Source organism: Kineosporia corallincola, assembly GCF_018499875.1.
Classification (GTDB): domain Bacteria; phylum Actinomycetota; class Actinomycetes; order Actinomycetales; family Kineosporiaceae; genus Kineosporia; species Kineosporia corallincola.
Window position 1 is genome coordinate 43,889 of sequence record NZ_JAHBAY010000024.1, and the last position, 20,071, is coordinate 63,959.

Annotated in this window: 16 protein-coding genes and 1 CRISPR repeat array; of the genes, 1 reads left to right on the forward strand and 15 read right to left on the reverse strand. The window is 69.5% G+C overall.

Features of this window, described 5'->3' with window-relative positions:
* The first annotated feature begins 11 nt into the window (after positions 1-11).
* Positions 12-296, forward strand: a complete 285-nt coding sequence (gene cas2 / locus KIH74_RS34765; RefSeq protein ID WP_214160702.1) for a CRISPR-associated endonuclease Cas2 — start codon at positions 12-14, stop codon at positions 294-296.
* A gap of 168 nt (positions 297-464) precedes the next feature.
* Positions 465-2,985: a CRISPR direct-repeat array (repeat unit 36 nt; unit sequence GTCTTCCCGGCCGTTCCGGCCGGGCTCCGTCGCGGC).
* Positions 2,986-3,563: 578 nt separating this feature from the next.
* Here the strand turns inward: cas2 and KIH74_RS34770 are convergent.
* The 15 genes from KIH74_RS34770 to KIH74_RS34840 all read right to left on the reverse strand — a co-directional run bounded on the left by KIH74_RS34770 (position 3,564) and on the right by KIH74_RS34840 (position 19,715).
* A complete protein-coding gene (locus tag KIH74_RS34770) occupies positions 3,564-4,598 on the reverse strand; it encodes a DUF4192 domain-containing protein (protein ID WP_214160703.1) in 1,035 nt (344 codons plus the stop codon).
* A 298-nt stretch (positions 4,599-4,896) separates the two neighbouring features.
* Complete coding sequence (locus KIH74_RS34775) at positions 4,897-6,234, reverse strand: DUF2786 domain-containing protein (protein ID WP_214160704.1); 1,338 nt, start codon at positions 6,232-6,234, stop codon at positions 4,897-4,899.
* An 845-nt stretch (positions 6,235-7,079) separates the two neighbouring features.
* Positions 7,080-7,760 carry a hypothetical protein gene (locus KIH74_RS34780; protein WP_214160705.1) on the reverse strand — a complete coding sequence of 227 codons (681 nt, stop codon included), beginning with the start codon at positions 7,758-7,760 and terminating at the stop codon, positions 7,080-7,082.
* Positions 7,761-7,828: 68 nt separating this feature from the next.
* On the reverse strand, positions 7,829-8,758 hold the full coding sequence (locus KIH74_RS34785; protein ID WP_214160706.1) for a hypothetical protein: 930 nt from the start codon (positions 8,756-8,758) through the stop codon (positions 7,829-7,831).
* A 125-nt stretch (positions 8,759-8,883) separates the two neighbouring features.
* Positions 8,884-9,204: a hypothetical protein gene (locus tag KIH74_RS34790; RefSeq protein ID WP_214160707.1), complete on the reverse strand. Its 321-nt coding sequence runs from the start codon at positions 9,202-9,204 to the stop codon at positions 8,884-8,886.
* Between the two features lie 192 nt (positions 9,205-9,396).
* Positions 9,397-10,227: a DUF3846 domain-containing protein gene (locus KIH74_RS34795; RefSeq protein ID WP_214160708.1), complete on the reverse strand. Its 831-nt coding sequence runs from the start codon at positions 10,225-10,227 to the stop codon at positions 9,397-9,399.
* 124 nt (positions 10,228-10,351) lie between these two features.
* Positions 10,352-10,699, reverse strand: coding sequence for a hypothetical protein (locus tag KIH74_RS34800; protein ID WP_214160709.1), 348 nt, complete (start codon positions 10,697-10,699; stop codon positions 10,352-10,354).
* A 58-nt stretch (positions 10,700-10,757) separates the two neighbouring features.
* Positions 10,758-11,159 (reverse strand): hypothetical protein, encoded by a 402-nt coding sequence (locus tag KIH74_RS34805; protein WP_214160710.1) that lies wholly within the window; start codon positions 11,157-11,159, stop codon positions 10,758-10,760.
* A gap of 115 nt (positions 11,160-11,274) precedes the next feature.
* Entirely contained in the window at positions 11,275-12,285 is a 1,011-nt protein-coding gene (locus KIH74_RS34810) for a hypothetical protein (RefSeq protein ID WP_214160711.1), read from the reverse strand.
* Positions 12,286-12,596: 311 nt separating this feature from the next.
* Positions 12,597-13,667, reverse strand: coding sequence for an NlpC/P60 family protein (locus tag KIH74_RS34815; protein ID WP_214160712.1), 1,071 nt, complete (start codon positions 13,665-13,667; stop codon positions 12,597-12,599).
* Between the two features lie 254 nt (positions 13,668-13,921).
* The gene (locus tag KIH74_RS34820; RefSeq protein WP_214160713.1) at positions 13,922-14,752 is read right to left on the reverse strand and encodes a GGDEF domain-containing protein; all 831 of its coding nucleotides are present in this window, start codon (positions 14,750-14,752) and stop codon (positions 13,922-13,924) included.
* A gap of 427 nt (positions 14,753-15,179) precedes the next feature.
* A complete protein-coding gene (locus tag KIH74_RS34825; protein WP_214160714.1) occupies positions 15,180-15,764 on the reverse strand; it encodes a hypothetical protein in 585 nt (194 codons plus the stop codon).
* Between the two features lie 373 nt (positions 15,765-16,137).
* Positions 16,138-16,782, reverse strand: coding sequence for a hypothetical protein (locus tag KIH74_RS34830; protein ID WP_214160715.1), 645 nt, complete (start codon positions 16,780-16,782; stop codon positions 16,138-16,140).
* 141 nt (positions 16,783-16,923) lie between these two features.
* Positions 16,924-17,811 (reverse strand): hypothetical protein, encoded by an 888-nt coding sequence (locus KIH74_RS34835; RefSeq protein WP_214160716.1) that lies wholly within the window; start codon positions 17,809-17,811, stop codon positions 16,924-16,926.
* A 629-nt stretch (positions 17,812-18,440) separates the two neighbouring features.
* On the reverse strand, positions 18,441-19,715 hold the full coding sequence (locus tag KIH74_RS34840) for a replication-relaxation family protein (RefSeq protein WP_214160717.1): 1,275 nt from the start codon (positions 19,713-19,715) through the stop codon (positions 18,441-18,443).
* Between the last annotated feature and the right edge of the window lie 356 nt (positions 19,716-20,071).

Here is a 20,071-nt window from a genome sequence, read left to right on the forward strand (position 1 = left end):
GGAGCCCTTCAATGCCACGACGCCGGCATCTGCTGGCCTACGACATCGCCGACCCACGCAGACTGCGCCGAGTCTGCAAAATCATGGAAGAATTCGGCCAGCGAATCCAGTACTCGGTGTTCATCAGCGACCTGAGCCGCACCGAACTGGTGCACGCCCGAGCCGCCGTCGAGGACGCGATGAACCTTCGAGAAGACTCCGTCGTCATCATCGACCTCGGAGACCCCGACACCGCAAGCATCACCTTCGTCGGGCGAAGCCGCTCGCTGCCCTCCGACAAACCACAGATCGTCTGATGCGAGCCCTCCGGTGCTGCCCCCCTCACGCACGAGCGCTCGCATGCTGGTCAGAGGCCGTTTCTCAGTGCCTTGAAACGCTCGCCAACCGGCGTGTGACCACGTTCCGGCGGAGCGCTCGCAAAGATCTTCATTGTGCCTGGTCACGAGGTGGTAATTTAGCGAGCGGTCTTCCCGGCCGTTCCGGCCGGGCTCCGTCGCGGCACCCCCAGCCCATTGCTCGTATCCAGTCCTGGCGTGCGTCTTCCCGGCCGTTCCGGCCGGGCTCCGTCGCGGCACGTCGACGCCATGCAGGTCGCACGTGCGTGCGAAGCGGTCTTCCCGGCCGTTCCGGCCGGGCTCCGTCGCGGCTGGTCATCGGGAAACGACGACCACGGGGGCTGAAATGGTCTTCCCGGCCGTTCCGGCCGGGCTCCGTCGCGGCAGGAGATTCCGCGCCGTATGAAGCGCGAGACCGACTCGGTCTTCCCGGCCGTTCCGGCCGGGCTCCGTCGCGGCAATACCGAGGTCCAGTACCGCGCCTACACCGATGTAGGTCTTCCCGGCCGTTCCGGCCGGGCTCCGTCGCGGCATGCGTTTCTTGAGCAGCGCCGCCGTGGCCTTGCCGTCGTCTTCCCGGCCGTTCCGGCCGGGCTCCGTCGCGGCCAGGTCGAGAACTGCCGGCCAATCTCCCCTGCGGCCGGGTCTTCCCGGCCGTTCCGGCCGGGCTCCGTCGCGGCGACGTGGACGCCTGGCTGAAGGATGCAGCACCGCCGCAGGTCTTCCCGGCCGTTCCGGCCGGGCTCCGTCGCGGCCGAGGACGTCTACGAGGTCCGTGACGGCCGCGCCTACGTCTTCCCGGCCGTTCCGGCCGGGCTCCGTCGCGGCAGTTCTCCCGGGTGGCTTGGTGGCGGTCGGCGTGGGGCGTCTTCCCGGCCGTTCCGGCCGGGCTCCGTCGCGGCGAGACGGTGGGCGTCAATCCTTTCGCCGTCTCATCGGGTCTTCCCGGCCGTTCCGGCCGGGCTCCGTCGCGGCGCGCTGAATGCTCAGCGGCTATCGTGAGATCCGCAGGTCTTCCCGGCCGTTCCGGCCGGGCTCCGTCGCGGCACCACTGACCGCCACGGGCCTCGAAATACCGTTCGGCGTCTTCCCGGCCGTTCCGGCCGGGCTCCGTCGCGGCGACGGGTCTCGCCAGCGCGATCGTGGGATCACGGACGCGTCTTCCCGGCCGTTCCGGCCGGGCTCCGTCGCGGCGACGCCGAGTCGCCGATCAGCGCGCGGGCGGGCGTGAGTCTTCCCGGCCGTTCCGGCCGGGCTCCGTCGCGGCACGCCTCGGACGGTGGCGGTGCCGACCGTGCCGGGAGTCTTCCCGGCCGTTCCGGCCGGGCTCCGTCGCGGCCCGCCGACGGTCAACCTTGCGACCGCAACCCCCTTGTCTTCCCGGCCGTTCCGGCCGGGCTCCGTCGCGGCAGGCTCAGGCCGGCCTGCGGGTGCAGGAGGCTCTCGGACGTCTTCCCGGCCGTTCCGGCCGGGCTCCGTCGCGGCTCCTTCCTGCTGGTGTCAGGCGGCTGTCGCGGCCCGTGTCTTCCCGACCGTTCCGGCCGGGCTCTGTTGCGGCGCCTGCACCGTGCCGGTCGGGTCGCCGCACCGTCTTCCCGACCGTTCCGGCCGGGCTCTGTTGCGGCTCGCTGGCCCGATCGGCCTGGAAATGAAGGTGAAGGGCGTTTCCCGACCGTTCCGGCCTGGCTCTGTTGCGGCTGTCGCGGCTGGTGGCTCAGGCGGCGTGGTGCTGGCCTGGTCTTCCCGACCGTTCCGGCCGGGCTCTGTTGCGGCAGCATCTGGCCCGCGCCAGCCACGCTGTGGCTGGCCAGGTCTTCCCGACCGTTCCGGCCGGGCTCTGTTGCGGCTGAATGTCGCCGGTGGCGTCCGAGAGCTGGTCGTTGGTCTTCCCGACCGTTCCGGCCGGGCTCTGTTGCGGCGTCATGCCCGCAGGACTGCGGGCGCCAGTCGGAGCACCCGTCTTCCCGGCCGTTCCGGCCGGGCTCTGTTGCGGCCGCAGCCATTCCTTTTCCCCTGCCACCCGTGCAGTCCTGTCTTCCCGGCCGTTCCGGCCGGGCTCTGTTGCGGCTCGTAGATGGCGAACTTGCCCCTCTCGTTGGCGATCTGTCTTCCCGGCCGTTCCGACCGGGCTCTGTTGCGGCATCCCTGGCTCCCGGTGCTTGTGCTCGTGGCGGCTGTGTCTTCCCGGCCGTTCCGGCCGGGCTCTGTTGCGGCCTGGTGCTCGGTGCAGCGGGTGGTTCCCTCGACGACGTGTCTTCCCGGCCGTTCCGGCCGGGCTCTGTTGCGGCGCGAACGCCTCGAGCTGGGTGAGCGTCGGCTTGACCGGTCTTCCCGGCCGTTCCGGCCGGGCTCTGTTGCGGCCGGTTGGTGGGTGGTCCGGGCCGGGCTTCTCCGACACGTCTTCCCGGCCGTTCCGGCCGGGCTCTGTTGCGGCAGCACAGCGGGGAACGGGTCTCGCTCGGTCACCGTGGTCTTCCCGGCCGTTCCGGCCGGGCTCTGTTGCGGCGAGATCACTCACCGGACTCCCCCTCACCCCGCTCGTGGTCTTCCCGGCCGTTCCGGCCGGGCTCTGTTGCGGCCTGCTCCGGCGGCCCGCAACACCCTCTGCCGTTGCGTCTTCCCGGCCGTTCCGGCCGGGCTCCGTTGCGGTATCTGTGCCGTCAGGAGCAGGTAACTGCGGGTGCGGGTCTTCCCAGGCGGGCTCCGTTGCGGCGCGCTCATCTCGGGTATCAGCTGCACCATGCTCAGCTGCACCATGCACTGACCCTACGGGCAGCAGCTATGCCTGCGCCGTTGAGGCGCAGTGCGTGTTGGGTGTGGCTCCGGGCCCACCCCCGGTACGTAGGGGGCCGTAATGCCATCAGTGGGTAGAAGGTGCCGTCGGCCATGGTGAGTCACAGATACCCCTTGACCTCACGCGCCAGGGCTCTGTAAGGCCCTCTCCGGCGTCGAACTTGCCAGAGGACGGTTCGTAGATGGCGCCGCCCATCAAGCCGGATGACGGGCAGCGCAGGAGCATGACATTCTCACCGTCGCGCACGACGACCGCTTGGTCCGCCCTCTCGTGCGGCCCGCGCCATCAGAAAAGGCAGAATTTTCCTGGCTTCAACGGTTTTCACAAAAGCGATTCGCCGAAACGAGAGTTGCACCTCGCGCAGGCCTACACGTGGTCTTCTGCCTCAAAACGTGAGAGTCAGAAGGCCGGCAGCAGACGATCCTGTGGTGATATCAGTTCGTGTCGTGAGGCCTGTTGGCGGTCATCCGGCGGCGTTCGGCCAGATCCGCCTTGATCTGGGACGGACTGTAGGCCGCGTCCATCAGCCCGGTGAAGATCCTGGCCAATTGGTACCCAGGATTGGCTTCTTGTGCTCGCTCCAGCGCGGCGCGGGCGAAAACGCTGTCACCGCGCTGATAAGCAGAGATCGCTGCGACGGTGGCGACAGGAGCGACCCATCCGGGCGGGGCATACGGCAGGAGACTGCTCCAGGCCGAGCACATGTGATCGTCGTCCGAGCGGTGAATGATCATCTCGTCTCGAACGGATGCGTCGGTGAGCGCGTCCAGGACTTCGGCGGCCTCCCGGATGCTCCATTCGATCGGCCGGCGCGCTCGCCGGTCCAGGGCGGCGTGGACGGCAGCCCGGACGGACTCTCGTGCTGGCTGCGCCGGCAGGTGCGAGATGGCGTGAGCGACGGCGTCCAGGACGGGTTGCGCATGCGGCGCGGTGGAAGCGACGATCGCGTCGCGCGATGCTGCCGGAAATCCCTGCAAGACCTGGAATTTGAGGGATGTCACTGGGTCGCCCTGCACGAGCTCGCCGGGGCCGTGCGGGGCGGCGGTCTCGACGTCGTGTAGCCACCAGCGTTTTTGGCTGGTGGTGGTGATCCATCCCATCTGCACGCCGTCGGGGGCTGTCATGGCAGCGTTGCGCGCCTGCGCGTGCAGCGTGCGCAGGGTGTCGTCCGTGACGGGGGCCGGCGGGTACAGGATCAGGTGGATGCGGTCGGGTGTGGTAGCGGCCAAGGCTGGGTGCGCTGACGGCCACAAGATTCCCTCGGCGAGGATTCCGAGTTCGGCACGCATGACGAACACGTGCCGGCCCTGACGGGTGGCGAAGAGCACCAGATCGTCGGCCAGCTGTCCGTGTCGCAGCAGGAACGGCACCGCCTGGATCAGATCGGAGGGGTTTCGGAGACGGACGGTGGGGGTCGGTTGGTTGTCCTCGTCCCGGGAGGGCTGGTTCAGAGATTCGTCGTGGCTCATGGCGAAATACCTCCATCGTGGAAATGACAGATGTTGTTGTATGGCAATGGTTTTTGATGTGGCCCATGCGCTCTGCGCATCGCAGGGCTGTCGAACGGCCACGCGTCGCGGTGCCGGTCCTCGCGGCGGCAGAAATGGCAGAGGGGACGGGGTTCCGGGTCCCCTCTGCCATCTGCATGCGTCGGTCGCGCCGCTCGACCGGATCGAGTGGTGAGCCGCTGACCCGTCACGCGGTTCGTCGAGCCTCAACCATGTCAAGCAGGAACATGCACCGGCCTGACGTTTCGCGGGACTACCACTACTGGACGGACCTGCGGGCCCCGGTGATGTCTGCCTGATCAGCGGCGAGGCTGCCAGCCCGCCGGCCTGCCGGATCGCCGACCCGTACGGACCGCAGTCCGATGGCGTCCGGGAACATTCGCCGGATCTGCTGGTCCACGTCTTCCTTCCGCTGGAGGAGGACGGGCAGGAGCCGGTTCTCGCCGACGTCGTGCATCGCAGAGGCGGTTTGATCGCGTGTGACCTCGAGGAGCCGTTCGCTGATGCGCCGGGCGAAGCCGAACAGGAAGGAGCGACGGAAGCTGGTGGCGCGGTGGGAGGACACGTACTGGGGCGCGCCTTCGGTGCCGGCGTTGGTCATGGCGGTCGTTGCCTGCACCAGCAGGGAGGTGAACAGCAGTTCCGTGGCCTGCGTGTCGGTGTCGTACCCGACAATGGTGCAGAATCTCAGGCCGGGACTCCAGATCGAGCGGCACCGGTTGGCCTCGGCGATGCCTTGCAGCAGAATAGCTTTGGCCTGACCGTAGGGTGGCTCGATCCAGATGCGCCGACCTGTGGGGACTTCGCTGTGCGGATCGTTGTGTTCCTCGGCGGCCTGCACGAGGGCCATGTCGATGCTGTGCCGGGCCATCCGCTCTTGCGCTGCGGCGATGAAGGCCTCGGCCTCGGCCTGCGATGTCGTGGCCGCGGCCTTGGCCAGCATCGCCCGGATCCGGTTGAGCAGACGCTGGTCCACCTGCTGTGCCTGGTGCTGGTTCTCGCCCGCGCGGGCCGTGAACTGGCCTGGGGGCGGGGTGAGTGTCTCGATCCGCGGCAGGGTGGTCAGGAGTCCGACCAGTTCGAGCAGCTGCGGCGTGAACACCTCCCATCCCTGGCGAGCCAGACGCCCAGCGATCACCGGGCCCCTGACGGATTCCGCGACCCCGGCGCGCAGGTGATTGACCTGCTCGTGCCAGCGCGGATGCACGGTGGCGGCCGCATGTCCTGCCACTGCCTCGACCGCCAGACCGGCTGCCAGTCGCGCGCCCGCGGCGCCGAGAAAACGTTCGGTGTAGGTGACGACATCGACGGGCTCCCAGCCCCGGTGCCAGGCGTTCTCGAGAAGCTGGCGTGCGCGGGCCGAAAGTTCACGCACGGAAATCTGCTTCCAGGAGGAGCGGTCCTGGTGGGAGTGCAAGATCGCGGCCAGTTGCCGGCGGAGCCGGCCGTTGCTCGACACCACGACCGATGCTGCGACCGTCACGAGGAACTCCAGCACGTCCTCTGCGGGATAGTGCCGATCCATGGTGCGGGCCTGCTCCAGCAGGTATTCCGCCAGAGCGTTTTCCGCCTGATGCTGGTCCTTTTTGCCGACCATGATGGTCCTTCCTTGGTCATCGTGTGCGAGGGGGTGATGGGGCGCCGGTCGTCGTTGCATGCCGGGAGTCCGCGGCGAGGGGCCGCCCAGGTCAGGAATCTGCGCAGCCGCCGAGGCAGCGCTGTGTGGACGGCCCTTCACTGACGCACCATTCGTGATGCAGTCGCAGCGCTGAGTGTTTGTCCGCAGTGGACGTCTGCTCGTGCAGGCGATGGTGCCGGTAGACGAGGACACCGAAGATCCGGGGTGGGTGAACGGCGCATCCACACCAGGTCTCGTCGCTGCCCAGCCACAACGTCAGGACGGAACCGTGAGATGTTCTGTCTTGTGCGAGAATCCGGTACGATTCGTCGTTTCGCCGGTCGTACCATGCGCGGGCACTCATCGCCCGTCCCTCCTGATCGAAGAACCGAGCCCGCACCGACGGCCCACACGGTTCGCGGCTTGTCATGGGCGAGAGACCTTCTCGGTCTCGGAATTTCGGTGGTTCTGGCATGGCTATCTCCTTTCCATCATCTTTTTCACGTGGACCTTTCGGCTTATGGAGGGAGGACCTCGTCCTCCCTCCACAAGCCAGGCAGCGGCCCCGATGCAGGCGACCGGCTCCCTTTCTGCGTCTCGCCGACCCGTGGGTTGCGCCGACAGCGCCGGTAGGGACAGCAGATGGGGAAGGGAGGCCGGCCGGGCGGTGCACTGCGCATCCGGGCTCGACTGATCCGGGATACGCAACCGGTGATCGGGGATCGGTTCTGCCGGCAGGCGCCAGGCACCGGTGCTGTACGGGGCCTGGCACCCGCCCGTCACGGTGCCGCCAGCAGACCGGTCGGCTGACGCTGTTCAGCCGGCTACTGCGGCAACCGGATTCCATCCAGGTCCTGGGCCAGAAGGCCGAGCAGCTCCATCGCGCGCCGGGCGATCAGGACAGGAACATCGACGTCACGCACCAGATCCAGGACGACCGGAGCCTGCGACGGCCCCGCCTGATCCCCCAGATCCAGAACGGTGACCGCCACCCGGTAGTGGCCCGTGGCCGCCTGCCGCTCGGGCGCCAGGGCACGTGCAGAATCGGGTGCCGCTGGAACTATCCCTTCGCCGTCCTTGTCCTGGTCCTGCTGGCCATCAGGTTCCAGCTGAATGTGATGGTGTGGAAGCCGATCCCGGTAAGTGAGAGCCAGGGTGTTGGCGTGCAGGATCTGCACGTCCCCTCGAGCGTTCTGGACGGGAATGCCCGCGGCATAGGCGCGTGCTTGGGTGGAGAACGCGACAGCGAACACCTGCTGTGCCTTGGTTCCCAGTTCCTGCACGATCGTTTCGAGGTCCTGTTCAATCTGCGCCCAGGTCGGAACCGGTTGCCTGACGACGTCGATCGGCAGGACGTAGATCCCGAACTCGAGGCGCACCGCGACGAACAGAATGTTTGGACGGGTATGGGCCCGGTGCACCTGGATCAGCATCTGATGCAGGCCCTCGAGACCAGTGCGTTCCGGCGGTGTCGGATGTAGCTGCGGGTCAAGGTGATTCATCATCGTTCTCCTGTCGTGGGGGCGGCCATGAGCGTTCTGAGGTCGGGTACGAGCGGTTGGGTCAGGACGCGTCACCAGCTGCTGTCCCACGCGCCGGGTGCGCCGAAGTCCCTGGACTGATGGAATGCCTGGTGGCGGATCCAGCTGCTGACGATGACCGGAATCTGGGTCTGGTCGGCGTGCTCGAGGATGAGCGAGCCGACGAGAGTGACGAAGATCCGCGAGCCTTCACGGTTGAAGTTCGCCTCGTCGAAGGCATCCAGCCGCAGCTGGTCCCGGTCGTCGGTCTCGACCGCTCGGTGAGCCTCCGCCAGCTCGGTGAAGGCCTCCGTGTGCCGGCCCTGCTGATACAGCCACAACGCCAGCAGGACCTGCGCTCGGGGCTTGTGCAGAGCGTCGAGGAATCCGGTGAGGTAGCGCCACAGCTGGGCGCTGGGCCCGTCCAGCCATGGCACGACGCGGATGGCGACGTCGAGTGAGGTCATGGCGTCCTGTGTGCGGGCGTCCCAGTCACGGGGCAGGAGTTCATCCGGGTGCTGCGCCAGCCGGTGACGTGCTGCGCGCAGGTCGTTCAGGCGCTGGTCCGTGACGGTCATGGACGCCCAGGACCACTCGTCCCACGGCGTGTCCGTCGGCTGCATGCCAGAGTCGACCGGTGACGGGCACGCCCGCCGGACACCGGTTCTGTCGGCGAACAGCAGCGTGAAGTTTCTGGCCTTCAGGGCCCCCGTCATCGTCAGGAACTTGACGCGTGCCAAGGGCGCGCTGACGGCGACGTACCAGTTTCCCTCCGCTGGAACATCTTCGATGATGTCCTTGCGGAAGCGCTTGGCCAGAACGTCCCATCCGACGTGATCGAGATCAGTCGTCGCATGTCCCCCGGCAGCAATGGAGTGCTCCGAGACGAACACGAAGGCGAAGGAGTCGCCCGGCAGCAGCCTGGCGTGCTCTTCTTTGAGAACGTTTCCGATGCGCCAGAGTTCAGAATTGTTGGATGGCATGGTTTCTCCTTGGGCAAGGGACAGGGCAAGGGCAGGTTCATGAATTGACCTGCCGCGTAGAGAAAAGATGAAGGAACGGATGTCAGCAGCCGTTCCGTTCCCGTGGCGAGACGGAACGCCGCAGATCACAGGTAGGGCGTCAGATCCGGGTCGTCGCCCAGCTCGACGAGCAGGTCCTCGGCCATCGCGAGGTCACCGGCGCTGATCGCTGCCCTGATCTGCGATTCCTTCTGCGCGCGCTGGGGTTGCGGTCGGCGGCCGACGACCAGGCGCTGCCCTTTGCCGGTGCCCAGGCCGATGCCGTGCTCCGCGAAGCAGTCCGGGCAGAGGTTCGCCCACGGGCCCTGGCGGGTTTTCGCGTCGTACTGGGCGATGCGGTGCTCGCCGTGCTCGATCCGGTGGATGTCGCAGGACACGGGTGCGGGGATGTACGTTTCGTCAGCCACGACGGATGTTCCTTTCTGACAGGCCTTTGCGAACCTGCCTGCGTTGGGGATGTGTGGTGTTCTGCCGGCAGCGCGTTCCTGGCCGTGTCGGCCGACGGCTCGGGCATGGATGGGCCGGGCGCCCAGCAACAGGACTGCTGAGGGCCCGGCCCATCGAAAAGCACCCCGATCGGGTGCCGTGGCGGACGGTTGTCAGCCGGCCGTGCGGTGCAGGCTCCGGATCAGGTCAGGAAAGGCGCCAGAGGCGATCGCCTGGCGCAGCGGCGGGAGCGGTGTGACCCGCCCGCCGTCCACGGCCACCCAGTCCTGCCCGTCGCCGGGAGCACGGTTCTGGATCGCCAGTCCCCGCAGCCCGAAGGTCCTCTGGCGCCTGGGGTGGGCATACAGGATGTGCTCAGCCAGGTCGTCGACGCTGCGACACGCCAGAACCGTGGGACGGGCGGGCAATTCCACGCCGGCCACGGACCGCGAGTGCGTGTCGAGGAGCAGCCATCGCCAGAAGGTTGCCGGATCGGTGGTGGCGACGACCCGTACGGGGTGCGTGGTGGTGAACCGTTCGAGGTGCTGATAGGCGTGGGTCCAGCTGGTGAAGAGGGCGTCTTCTTCCCAGGTTCCGGGTTCTCCGTTCGTGCTGCGCTGAACCTGGAGCAGGCCCTGGTGGGCGATGACGTCGATCAGTTCGATCGGCGCGGTGGTGTCGTCGCCGTGGACGGGTGGGCCGACGATGAAGGCGTCGCCCGCGATGACGTCGCCGCGTAGGCCGGGGTTGTGCACGATGCCCAGGAGGGTGGCGCGGCGGTTCGGTTCGAGTCCGAGGATCTTTCCTTCCTCGTTGCAGTACAACGAGGCGGCGGGCTGGTCGAGGTTGACGACCTGGAAGATGTCGTGTCCCAGGCCGAGCAGGTTCCGGCTCAGAACGATTCCTCGCGGCAGGGTCTCGATGCGCACGGGCTGTTCGTCGTCGGCGGGAATGACGATGGCCAGCAGTGGTTCTCGCTGGGTCTGGTGGCGGTTTTCGGGCATGGTGGTGTCTCCTGTCGGTGTGAATATGGGGTGCTCGTGTCCGCACCGGCGGCGGCGTCGGACGTGAGCGGGCATGAAAAATGCCCTCCCCAGGAGGTGGGGAGGGCACGTGTGGTGGCGCGGATTACTGCTCGGGCTGGGGTTTTTCCTGGGTCATTGGCAGAGGGTTCGTGCCCGGGTAGATGTCTCCCTCGACGTAGGTGATGGCCTCGCGGCCGTCGGGGCAACGCATTGCCCAGTAGTAGCTGGCTCGGATCCAGTCGATGGACCAGCCGGCCTTGGTCAGGCTTTCCATCACTGTGCCGTCGCCGCCGCTGCCGGCGAAAAAGCCGTCACCTGCGATGGTCGCGCCGTCGAGCATGGCGGCGGCCTGTTGTCTCGACAGGATCCGCAGGACGTCGGCGCCGGTGCGGGCCGTGCACAGGTCGTCCAGTTGCCGCTGAACGATTGCCCAGAATTCCTTGCTGTCCATCAGTGTGTCCTTCCGCAAGACGTTGTGTGATCGGTGATGTGCGTCGTGGTCCGGGTGGTCATCGCCGCATGTTCCGGTAGGAGCGGCCGTGTTCGCGCAGGGCGCTGGAGAAGGTTTCCCGGCTGGTGCAGGACTGGTAGGTCAGGTCGCCCTCGCAGTAGGTGAGGACGACCAGGTCCTCGAGGCTGGTCCAGACCATCCGGTACCCGTTCGACCAGGCCTCTTTCAGCTGGAATCCGTGGGGTGGTTGCAGGTCGTACCCGGATTCCAGGGTGGAGAACGACGTCCACACCTCACCGTCGTGTTCGTCGGACACGGCAGCGGGTTCGCTGGGCGCGGGGGTGCGGCGCTTCCAGGTGTAGCGGTCGCGCCATGCGGGCCAGGATGCCTGTTGCTGCTGGGCGGCGATCTCCTGTTCCTGACGGGCGAAGTACGTCTGCATCAGTGCCTGCCTGTTCATGCATGTCCTTTCCGGTAGGGATTTTCGGTCCTCGACTGCGAGCTCGGGGGCGAGCGCGCAGGGGTCTGGGTGGTGCAGGAGGCGGCGACAGCGCCGGCCTCGGGCGAGTGCCTGATCAGGGCTGCTGGATCAGGAGCTGTTCGCGGGTGGCGTTCAGCAGCAGCCGGATCAGCTGTGCGCAGACGACCGGCGGCCAAGGCCGGAAGTCCACCTCCAAGGGGACCGTGACGTGGTGCCGCAGGGCGAGCCAGGCGGGTGCGTCGCCCGCGCAGCGGACCAGGCACAGGTCCTGGTACTGAAACGCATTAGCGGTGGGCGTTTCCTGGTGCGGGGTGATGTCGCCGGTGAGGTGCGCGGCGAGTTCGCTGACGCTGGCGCAGGGAATGATCTGGTCGGGGTCCAGCAGGGTCGCGGGCATGCCGGGACGCCGGTACGGGGCCGGGGTGAGGGAGGCGGTGTAGGCCCACTCGCGGTGCTGTTCGTGGCTGACGGCCGGCACGATCCTGACGTCGCACACCATGGTCAGGTCGCGGGCCAGCTCAAGGGCGGCGGTGCCCGCTGCCGGCCAGGTGTCGTAGCGCCGGCTGCGGGTGGCCCAGGTGTCGGGCCGGCCGAGGGTGCGTAGCTGGACCTGGTAGGGCCCCGGGTAGTCGGCCAGGTCCAGCAGGGCCTGCGGTGCTGAGGTGTCCTGTCCGTGGTGTCGAGGGCCGACCACGACGGCGTCACCGAGAATGTCCGGTCCGGTGAGTCTTTCCAGCAGGGTGTCGGCTCCGCAGAGCCGGTGCAGGACGTCCGCGCGCGGGTTGCGCGGCGGGCGCTGCCGCACGGCGTCCTCACTGGTGTACAGGTGTCCGGCCGGGCGGCGCAGCATGTGCTGGGTGACGGTGCCGTGCAGGAGGTGCTGGTGGGCGCGCATCGCCGTTGCGGTGATGTCGGTGACGTGGATCGGGCGGCGCAGGTCGGCCGGAATCACCAGAGCCTGTCCCGGCCTCGGGTGCACCGCGTCGCCACCGTTGCCGTCACCGTGGTTGATGTCGTCGGCGGCGAATCTGCTGGTGAGAATGCTGTTCTGGCGCATGGTCGTGGAGGTGGTCTCGCAGAGGTGCTCGTTCCTGTGCTCGGTCATGGTGGGTCTCCTGTTCCGGATTCCGTGCTGTCGTGGACGGCGGATCGTGGACGGGTTGGGCCTCCGGAATGCGAAAGGCTCTGCCGGGATGGCAGAGCCGGTGATGGACGACGCCGACGCGGAGTGCACCGACGACGATGGGCGCCGCAGCCGAATGGTCAGCGGGCTCGGCCGTCCAAGGACCGGTTCGTGGGCCGGTTCGTGGGCCGGTTCGTGGGCCGGTTTGTAGGCCGGTTCATGGTGGGTAGGTGCCGGTGATGCCCGGGGCAGCCGGGACTCGCGACAGATCCTGCGACCGGGTCACCGGTCGCTCAGCGGGTGGCGGGGCGGGTGGCGCCCAGCAGAGTGCTCCAGCGGTGGTCTTCGATCCGGACCACGGCGCCGGTGTGTGGGGCGTCGATCATCCGGTGTCCGCCGAGGTAGAGGCCGACGTGCGTGACCGTGCTGGGGTCGGCGCCGAAGAAGACGAGGTCGCCTGGTTGCAGGTCGTTCAGTGAGACGCCGGGCCCGTGGTCGTACTGGGCCTGGGCGGTGCGGGGCAGGGTGATGCCGGCGGCTGCGTAGGCGGCACGGGTCAGGCCGGAGCAGTCGAAGCCGTCCTCGCCCGCGTCGGGTCCGTCGCCGCCCCACAGGTAGGGCTGGCCCAGCTGGGCGCGGGCGAACCCGATCGCGGTCTGCACGGCCTTCCCGGCCTGCCGCTGGGGTGCATCGGTGAGGCCGGAGCAGAGGCGGGTGAGTATCGACGCGATCGATGCCTGGCCCTGGTGGTCGCTGAGGGCGTCCAGGACCAGTGCCAGGGCCTGCTTCTCGTGTTCGGCGTAGGCGCCGGGGCGCGCCGAGTGCTGTACGGCCTGCGCCGCGTGGGTCACGCTCATGCCCTGCCAGCCGGTGACATCCAGTAGTCCTGGCTGGCCTGCCCGGCCGCCGGTGTAGAACATGGTCGTGGCCTGGTGCGGGTCGCTGCGGGCGGTGGCTGGCCCCCAGGCGGCGCGCTGCTGGAACAGCCCGCGCGAGTCGGGGCCGGCCTGGTCGCCGTGCGCGAGGTTGCGCAGCCCGGACTCCTGGACGGCGGTGGCCACCGCGATCACCCAGCCGCGCATCGGGACCTTCAGGTCCTGTCCCGTCCGGACGATGACGGCGGCGTACTGGCGCTGCTGCTCGTCGAAGGCCTCCAGCAGACGGGTCATTTCGGTGCTGTCCGGCTCGTCGTCCGGTCCACCGGTGCAGGTCTCGAGCAGACCCTGCGCGGCCTCGTAGGGCAGGCGTGCCGGGAACGCTGCGGCGTCCAGGGCGGCGCGCATCAGGACGCTCACGGCCACCACGCCCAGCACGATCATGACGATGCTGCCCAGCAGCAGGTATCCGACGCGTTCGTCGTCCATCGTTCTCCTGTCCGGGTGACTTTTCGCGGGACGTGCTGAGCTGTCCGCCGGTGGGCGGGGTAGTGGCTGTTCGCCGGAGGGACTGCGGTGCAGGATGTTCCGGGCGTCGAGGACTGTCACCAGTGCACCGGGCGCCGGGCGCATCGGTGAAGCACTGGGTGGGGAGGGACGGTTTCTGGAGGCCTGCGCGGGGGCGTCGTGAGCTGGCCGGCGAGGCCTCCAGATGCCCGTCGCGAGAGCCGGCGAGGGGTGGATCAGGTCCGGCGCACGCCCCGGCGGCGATCGCCCAGTCCCGCGTGGATGATCACGCGGGGGTCGGGCTGCCGGGACGTGGACAGCACACCCGGTGCGGTGAACGGTGCGGTGAGCGGTGCGGTGAGCGGTGTGACGTTCAGGGCCCGGGTGATCTCGCCGGGCACCGGGACGTTGCCCTCGCGTCGTTTGGCGACATACATGGCCTCGTCGGCCATGTGCATGAGCTGCTGCCCGGTGAGCTGGTGGTCGTGGTTCGTCACCAGGCCGAGGCTGGCGTCCACCGCGAGCCTCTGCCCGGACCACAGGATCGGCACGTCCACCGCGTGGAACAGCACCCGCTCAGCCGTTTCACGCGGCCCTGGCGCCGCGACGTCGGTGTCCGGGGTCGGGTTCGGGTTCGCCGCAACCGCATGGTGCGAGCACGGCGTCCCCGTGGCTGCACAGGCCGTCTCGGGTCGGCAGCGGGTGGGAGGGCTGGGGTGGGGCTGCCAGAGCAGGGCGAACTCGTCGCCGCCCAGGCGGATGGCGTGGCCGGCACCGGCCATGACGGCGTCCAGGCGTGCGGCCACGGTGGTCAGGACGTAGTCGCCGACGTGATGGCCGTGGGTGTCGTTGATGGCCTTGAATCCGTCGAGGTCGACGATGGCCAGCATGCTGACGGGTGCGCGGTCGCCGTTGAGGACGTCGTCCAGGGCCGAGCGGTTGCCCAGCCCGGTGAGGGGATCGGTGCGCGCCTGCCGGCGAGCCAGGGCTGCTTCTGCGCTCAGCCGCTGCATGACCTGCCAGCACCACCAGGACACGAGCGTCCACGCCAGCACCACGGCGGACATCAGCGCCCGCGTTGTCTGCGGTGAAGGTGTCTGCTGTACAACGGATTTGATCTTGAGCGGGGGACGGACGACGATCATGGGGAACCTCCAGGACGGGCTACGGGTAGCAGGGGTCGGGGGAATGCGGCCGCGCTGAGCCGTTGTGGGGTTGGTTGCGCGAGCGGCAGCCGGATGTTCAGCTCACCCGTGCGGGTGTCTGCGCGGCCTCGGCGCGTGGGAATGGTGAGACCACGTGAAGGCCTGCGGACAGCGCCGGAGCAGGACAGGCGCGAGCGTGCCGGCCCCGGATCGGGATGGGCACGAACGGGCTCAACGCAGCAACCCCGCTGGGTGGGCCGAGTTCGGCTCACCCAGCGGGGCGTGTGGGAGCGTGCTGGTTCCGACCAGGCTCGTGATGCTGGCCAGTGGTGCAGGTCAGTGCTGCGGGTCAGGTCCGGGGCCGGTCCTCGACGAAGGACGGGTTCGGCAGCTGAAGCTCCGGCAGGACCGCGGTGTCCGGGGTGTCCTCGACCCGGTAGTAGTGCACCTCGGCGCTGCTGAGGGCCTGGCTCCAGGCCGCGGATCCGTACAGGAGGTAGCCGACGCCGTGTTCCTGTCCGTCGGGTTCGAGCGACGGAAGTTTTCTGGCCCCGGCCAGGGGGTAGACACCGAAGACGCCGTTGCCGTTGTCGAGCAGGGCGCTGGCTCGTGACCATGCGGCTTCGAAGGCCGTTGCGGGCCGGATGTAGTCGCCTCTGCGGTGGTACTGGCTGAGCCAGCCGTGGATGATCCGCAGATCGCCGTAGGGGCCGGCCTGGACCCCACCATCGGTCAGGGCGCTCAGGTCGTGGGTCTGGATGCGCACCATGATGCCGTCCTCGCGCAGCCGGTGGACCAGGTCGTGGCGTTGGCAGGTGGCGGCCTGGTGGGGGTACAGCTCCTGGAGCATCTCGAGGGCGGCGTCCTGGTCGCGGACCATGTCGGTGCTCGAAAGCATTCCCGGGGCGTCGATCACGATGCTGGTCACATGCATGGGGATTCCCGTCTTCGTGGTGGGGGCGGCCGGAGGAGATCTCCTGACCGTGGAAGACACCTCGCGGCGTGCACGGGCCCTTCGGGGAGCCCATGATCGTGGTGAGAGGTGGCTGCTGATACTCACTCCGGCGGCACCGGAGCGGGTGAGGGGTGTCCGGTGCGCCGTCTCACCGGGGTCGGAGGTGAGAGATGCTGCGGGCGGCGATGATTGCCTCCAGCCTCAGGGCACCGGTGCGGGCCCGGCCAGCCTGCGGCAGGCGTGCGGGTTCCGGCCGCAGGCCCACGCAAGGCTCCGTCATCCGCGGTGGACCCCTTGGAAGGCCTGCCGTCGTGCGGGTTTCGTTCAGCGCAGCGCCCGCGCGAGTAGGCCTTCAGGCGGGGAAAGGATCCTCCTCCGGACGTTTCCCGTCGGCCGGGCGGACCCGCACGTCTTGGACCTGGGTCCATCGCGTGGCCAGGTCGACGGCGTGGGCGTAAGCCTCGAAGACGTCGTCGAACGTGAAGGCGTTGCCGTGCCAGCGATCGGGCTCGCCGAAAACAGTGACCTGGACGGCGAAAGGTCCGCCGTGCCGGAACAGCTGGGCCAGCTCCGGCGGGGCGCCGGCGTCTGGCCCGGGGGCCGGGGAGCTGCCGAGCAGGAGGGCCGGGCCGATGACGTGGCCGGGGTGCCGGTCGCTGCCGCGCACCTGCGTCGCTTCGTGGGCCAGCGCCAGCAGGCTCGCGCGCGGGTTGAGCGGCAGCTGCTGACGCAGACGGTCCTGACGCACGAACAGGGACGCCGGCGGGCGGGTCAGGTGAATACGTTCGGCCGGGCCACCGACCAGCTGCCGCACAGCGGACGTCAGCGGGCCGGTGATGTGGGCGAGCCACACCGGCCGGTCCAGGCCCTCGGGGATCACGATCGCGACGAGATCTGTCGTCCCGCCCGCACCCGGATCGTCAATCGTTCTGTCTTCCCGAGCTTTTCGCTCGGGCTGGTGCGGGCTTGCGCCCTGGTCCGGGGTGAGGGTGTTCATGATGGCTGCTCCTTCGTGGAGGGTGGGTGGGCGTGACGGCGCCGGCGAGATCGCCGGCAGACATGAACAGCGCCCCGCTCCCGGGTGGGAGGGGGCGCGCGGTGAAGGGCTGCTGCGGGACCTGGGTGTGCGCGGGCCGTGTCAGTAACGGCCCAGACGCAGCTGATCGCGGGTGGCGTTCAGCAGCCGCGGCAGCAGCTGGGCGTTGCGGGCCTGGCCCCGCAGGACGGGCTTGCCCGACAGCGGGATGAGCAGACCGTGCCGCATCGCGCTCCAGCTCGGTGCCGTTCCCGCCGAACGCAGCAGGGCCAGGTCCCGGTAGTTGAAGAAGGTGGGGCGCAGGCTGGTTGCGGGACCGGTGAAGATGTCGGCGAGCTCCGCCAGGCTGAGGCACGCGGTGATCTGGCTCGGGCGCAGGACGTGCCCGAAGGCGTGCCAGCTGCGTCCCGGTGCGAGCTGACGCGCGGCCAGCTGAGCCCAGTCCCACCGCTGCGCGAAATCGGCGCCCGGAGCGATCCTGACGTCGTGGATGGGGGGCGTCTGACCGGGGAGGTCTACTGCCGCGGTGGCAGCGCTGAACCAGTCCGGGTGCTGGCCCATCGCCGTCCAGCCGTCGGCCGGGCCCCGGCGCGCCTGGACCTGGTAGGGCCCCGGATGCGAGAGCAGGTCCCAGAAGGGCTGGAGCGCAACCGTGTTCCGCCCGCGCGGTCCCACGAGGACGACGTCCCCGAAAATCTCGTCGTGGCCGAGACGTTCGGTCAGGGTGCCCACGCCGTGCAGGCGGGCCAGCACGCTGGCGCGGGGGTTGGCACTCAGACGCGACCGGCTGGAGGCGTCGGTGAGGCGCAGGTGTCCCCTGCCACCGCGCAGGACCCGCCGGGCAGGCGTGGCGTGGAGCAGGGAGCCGGTGATCTTCCGGGCCCGCAGAGGCCAGCGCGGGTCGGCGGGGATCACCAGCGCCTGGTCGTTCCCGCAGGAGGCGATCGGGCCGCTCGTGGGGCGGGTGGCGGTGGTCGGCTTCGGGGACATGGTCGTTCCTTTCGGGACGGGGCGCGCCCGGCAAGGCACGCGGTGGAGGGGACGCTCCGGGCGTGGGAACACCGAGAAGCCCTGCCGTCAGGGCAGGGCGGTGAATGTCGTGGCATCACGACGACGTGAGGGCCGCAGGGACCCGGATGGGGCCGCACGGACCCGGTGTGACCTGCGTCAGCTGGGCGAGGTGCCGGCCCTGGTCCGGTCGTGGCCGGAACGCTGACGAGCGCTGACAAGCGGGTGGGGGATGTCCCCCGAAGTGGAACGGTGGGTGCGCGGACCGGTTGATGGCGTCCCGAGGAAGGGTCTCGACCAGGTGTCCCGGTGGAGGATCGGCATCCGTCGAGCGTTTCTGGCGGTCCTGACCGGCGGGTGTCGTCCTCGTGCGAGGACGACTGCGGTGACGCCGGGTGAGGCGGGGTGGTGCAGGAGAGATGAATGCCGTCAGTGTCGGCAGGCGTTCGTGACGAACTCCAGCCTCGGGCAGGCCTGCCACCACCGGTGCAGGCCCACCGGAAGGCCTGCGGTGGGGCCACACCGGCGTCCCGGGGACGGGCCTGCACGACCTGGGCCTGGCCGAGTGCTGGTGCTGATGCTGATGACGTGATCGTGCCCGGGCTGGGCGGTCAGGCCGGGAAGGCGGGGTCGTGGTGGTCGAATCCGGTCAGGGGGTCGTCCTCGGGTCCGGCCGGACCGGGATCGAAAAAGGCTCTCGCCGGCCCAGGCTCGTCCTCCAGGTCCACGGCGGTGACCAGATCGTCCAGGGCCAGCCGTGACAGCCGTGGCAACCGCACCAACGCAGACACGGATGCGCCCGGGGCCGAGCGGATGATGACCGGCCGCCACACGGGCCCGGACGCACCGAGCGGGTCCGCGATGAGGTGCTCCAGGGTGGTGGTCAGCACGACGAGCCGCTGCTGCGCGCGGATCCTGACCGACCAGGTCTCGTCGAACGCAGCACCGGGCGGGTAGGGGCCGGCCTGCTCGCCCTCGGTCCGGACGCCGGACGCGTGTATCTGGTCCAGATGATGGTGCAGGTGCTGTTCGCGGCGGACGGTGGGCACGACGATCAGCAGCGGCCAGGCCGGCCCCAGTCCCTCGGCGAGCAGACGCTCGTACGGGCCCAGCTTCGCGGCGAGCCGGTGCACGGTCTCGGTGCCGCGGTCATACTCCAGGAACACCCCGACCTGGAGCACCTGCTCCCCCGGCTCCCCCGGTTCGTGGTCGGGGCCGGTGCGGCCTGCGGCCGGTGCCGGCCGGCGGATCTCCCACACGCCGTGCCCGTCCGGGCGGACCTGCCCGTCCATCGCCCGCGCCGTGCGGGCGCTGGACCACCAGCGGGCGAGCCGGGCCTGAGGCCAGGCCTGCGCAGGCTGGTCCATCGGCTGCTGCGTCGGCCTCCCCGGGGACGTTGGCGGGGACGTTCGCAGGGACGTTGGCGGGTCGCTGCCGGGGTGGAGGGGCCCGGTCGGGTCGGGCGGGCCCAGCCAGTGCGGTGGCCGGCGGTGGCGGGCGGCGACGATGAGGGAGACGAAGACGTCGTGGACGCCGTCGGTGTGTTCCAGCTGGGAGCTGGCGGCCAGGCCTTCGGTGCGGGTGCGCAACTGCCGGGCCGTGGGCGGCGGGTCACCGGCATGGATGGCCGCCCAGCGGCTGCCCCACTCCCCCAGCACCCAGTGCGCCGGCAGCGCGCGGCCGGCGCGGTGGACACGGAAACTGTCGATCCATCCCCGCCGACGCAGCCGGCTCAGACGTCCCCGCGCTGCTGCCGGCGAGGCGAACAGCAGCCGCTCGATCTGAGGGCCGGTCAGCGTGCCGTGCTCGTGCAGGAGCCGCAGCAGCGCCTGATCGCGGGTGCGCAGGTCGTGGCTGGCCGGCAGCCAGCTGCTGGCGCCACGCACCCGCCCACCCCGTGCCCGCCCGGAGCGCGCGGGCGTGCCTTCTGATCGGGAGCTGCTACCCGGGACGCCGCCCAGCCGCTGCGTCCTCGGCCCCGCCCGGCCCGGCGGCCCGGGGGCGGGGGCAGGACCGGGGTCAGGCTCGTGAGCGCGATCCGGCTCATCCCTGGTCACCGTCCACCTCACCCTCCGCCGGGATGAGCACGATGGCGTGGTGTGAGCAGGCCTGCGCCGGCCGGCGGATGGCTGAGCCGTCCCCGCCTGGGGATCTCCCCCTCCAGAGAGATAGTCGGGCTGCGCCCCCTCGCTGATCACCGGCGGGAAAGACGCGTCGACCAGGCCAGATGCACCGCAGGATG

Coding starts and splice junctions, on each gene's coding strand:
- KIH74_RS34805 (WP_214160710.1), bottom strand. CDS start 11,159: ATGAACAGGCAGGCACTGATGCAGACGTACTTCGCCCGTCAGGAACAG.
- KIH74_RS34810 (WP_214160711.1), bottom strand. CDS start 12,285: ATGACCGAGCACAGGAACGAGCACCTCTGCGAGACCACCTCCACGACC.
- KIH74_RS34825 (WP_214160714.1), bottom strand. CDS start 15,764: ATGCATGTGACCAGCATCGTGATCGACGCCCCGGGAATGCTTTCGAGC.
- KIH74_RS34815 (WP_214160712.1), bottom strand. CDS start 13,667: ATGGACGACGAACGCGTCGGATACCTGCTGCTGGGCAGCATCGTCATG.
- KIH74_RS34770 (WP_214160703.1), bottom strand. CDS start 4,598: ATGAGCCACGACGAATCTCTGAACCAGCCCTCCCGGGACGAGGACAAC.
- KIH74_RS34795 (WP_214160708.1), bottom strand. CDS start 10,227: ATGCCCGAAAACCGCCACCAGACCCAGCGAGAACCACTGCTGGCCATC.
- KIH74_RS34785 (WP_214160706.1), bottom strand. CDS start 8,758: ATGCCATCCAACAATTCTGAACTCTGGCGCATCGGAAACGTTCTCAAA.
- KIH74_RS34780 (WP_214160705.1), bottom strand. CDS start 7,760: ATGATGAATCACCTTGACCCGCAGCTACATCCGACACCGCCGGAACGC.
- KIH74_RS34835 (WP_214160716.1), bottom strand. CDS start 17,811: ATGTCCCCGAAGCCGACCACCGCCACCCGCCCCACGAGCGGCCCGATC.
- KIH74_RS34830 (WP_214160715.1), bottom strand. CDS start 16,782: ATGAACACCCTCACCCCGGACCAGGGCGCAAGCCCGCACCAGCCCGAG.
- cas2 (WP_214160702.1), top strand. CDS start 12: ATGCCACGACGCCGGCATCTGCTGGCCTACGACATCGCCGACCCACGC.
- KIH74_RS34800 (WP_214160709.1), bottom strand. CDS start 10,699: ATGGACAGCAAGGAATTCTGGGCAATCGTTCAGCGGCAACTGGACGAC.
- KIH74_RS34820 (WP_214160713.1), bottom strand. CDS start 14,752: ATGTCCGCCGTGGTGCTGGCGTGGACGCTCGTGTCCTGGTGGTGCTGG.
- KIH74_RS34775 (WP_214160704.1), bottom strand. CDS start 6,234: ATGGTCGGCAAAAAGGACCAGCATCAGGCGGAAAACGCTCTGGCGGAA.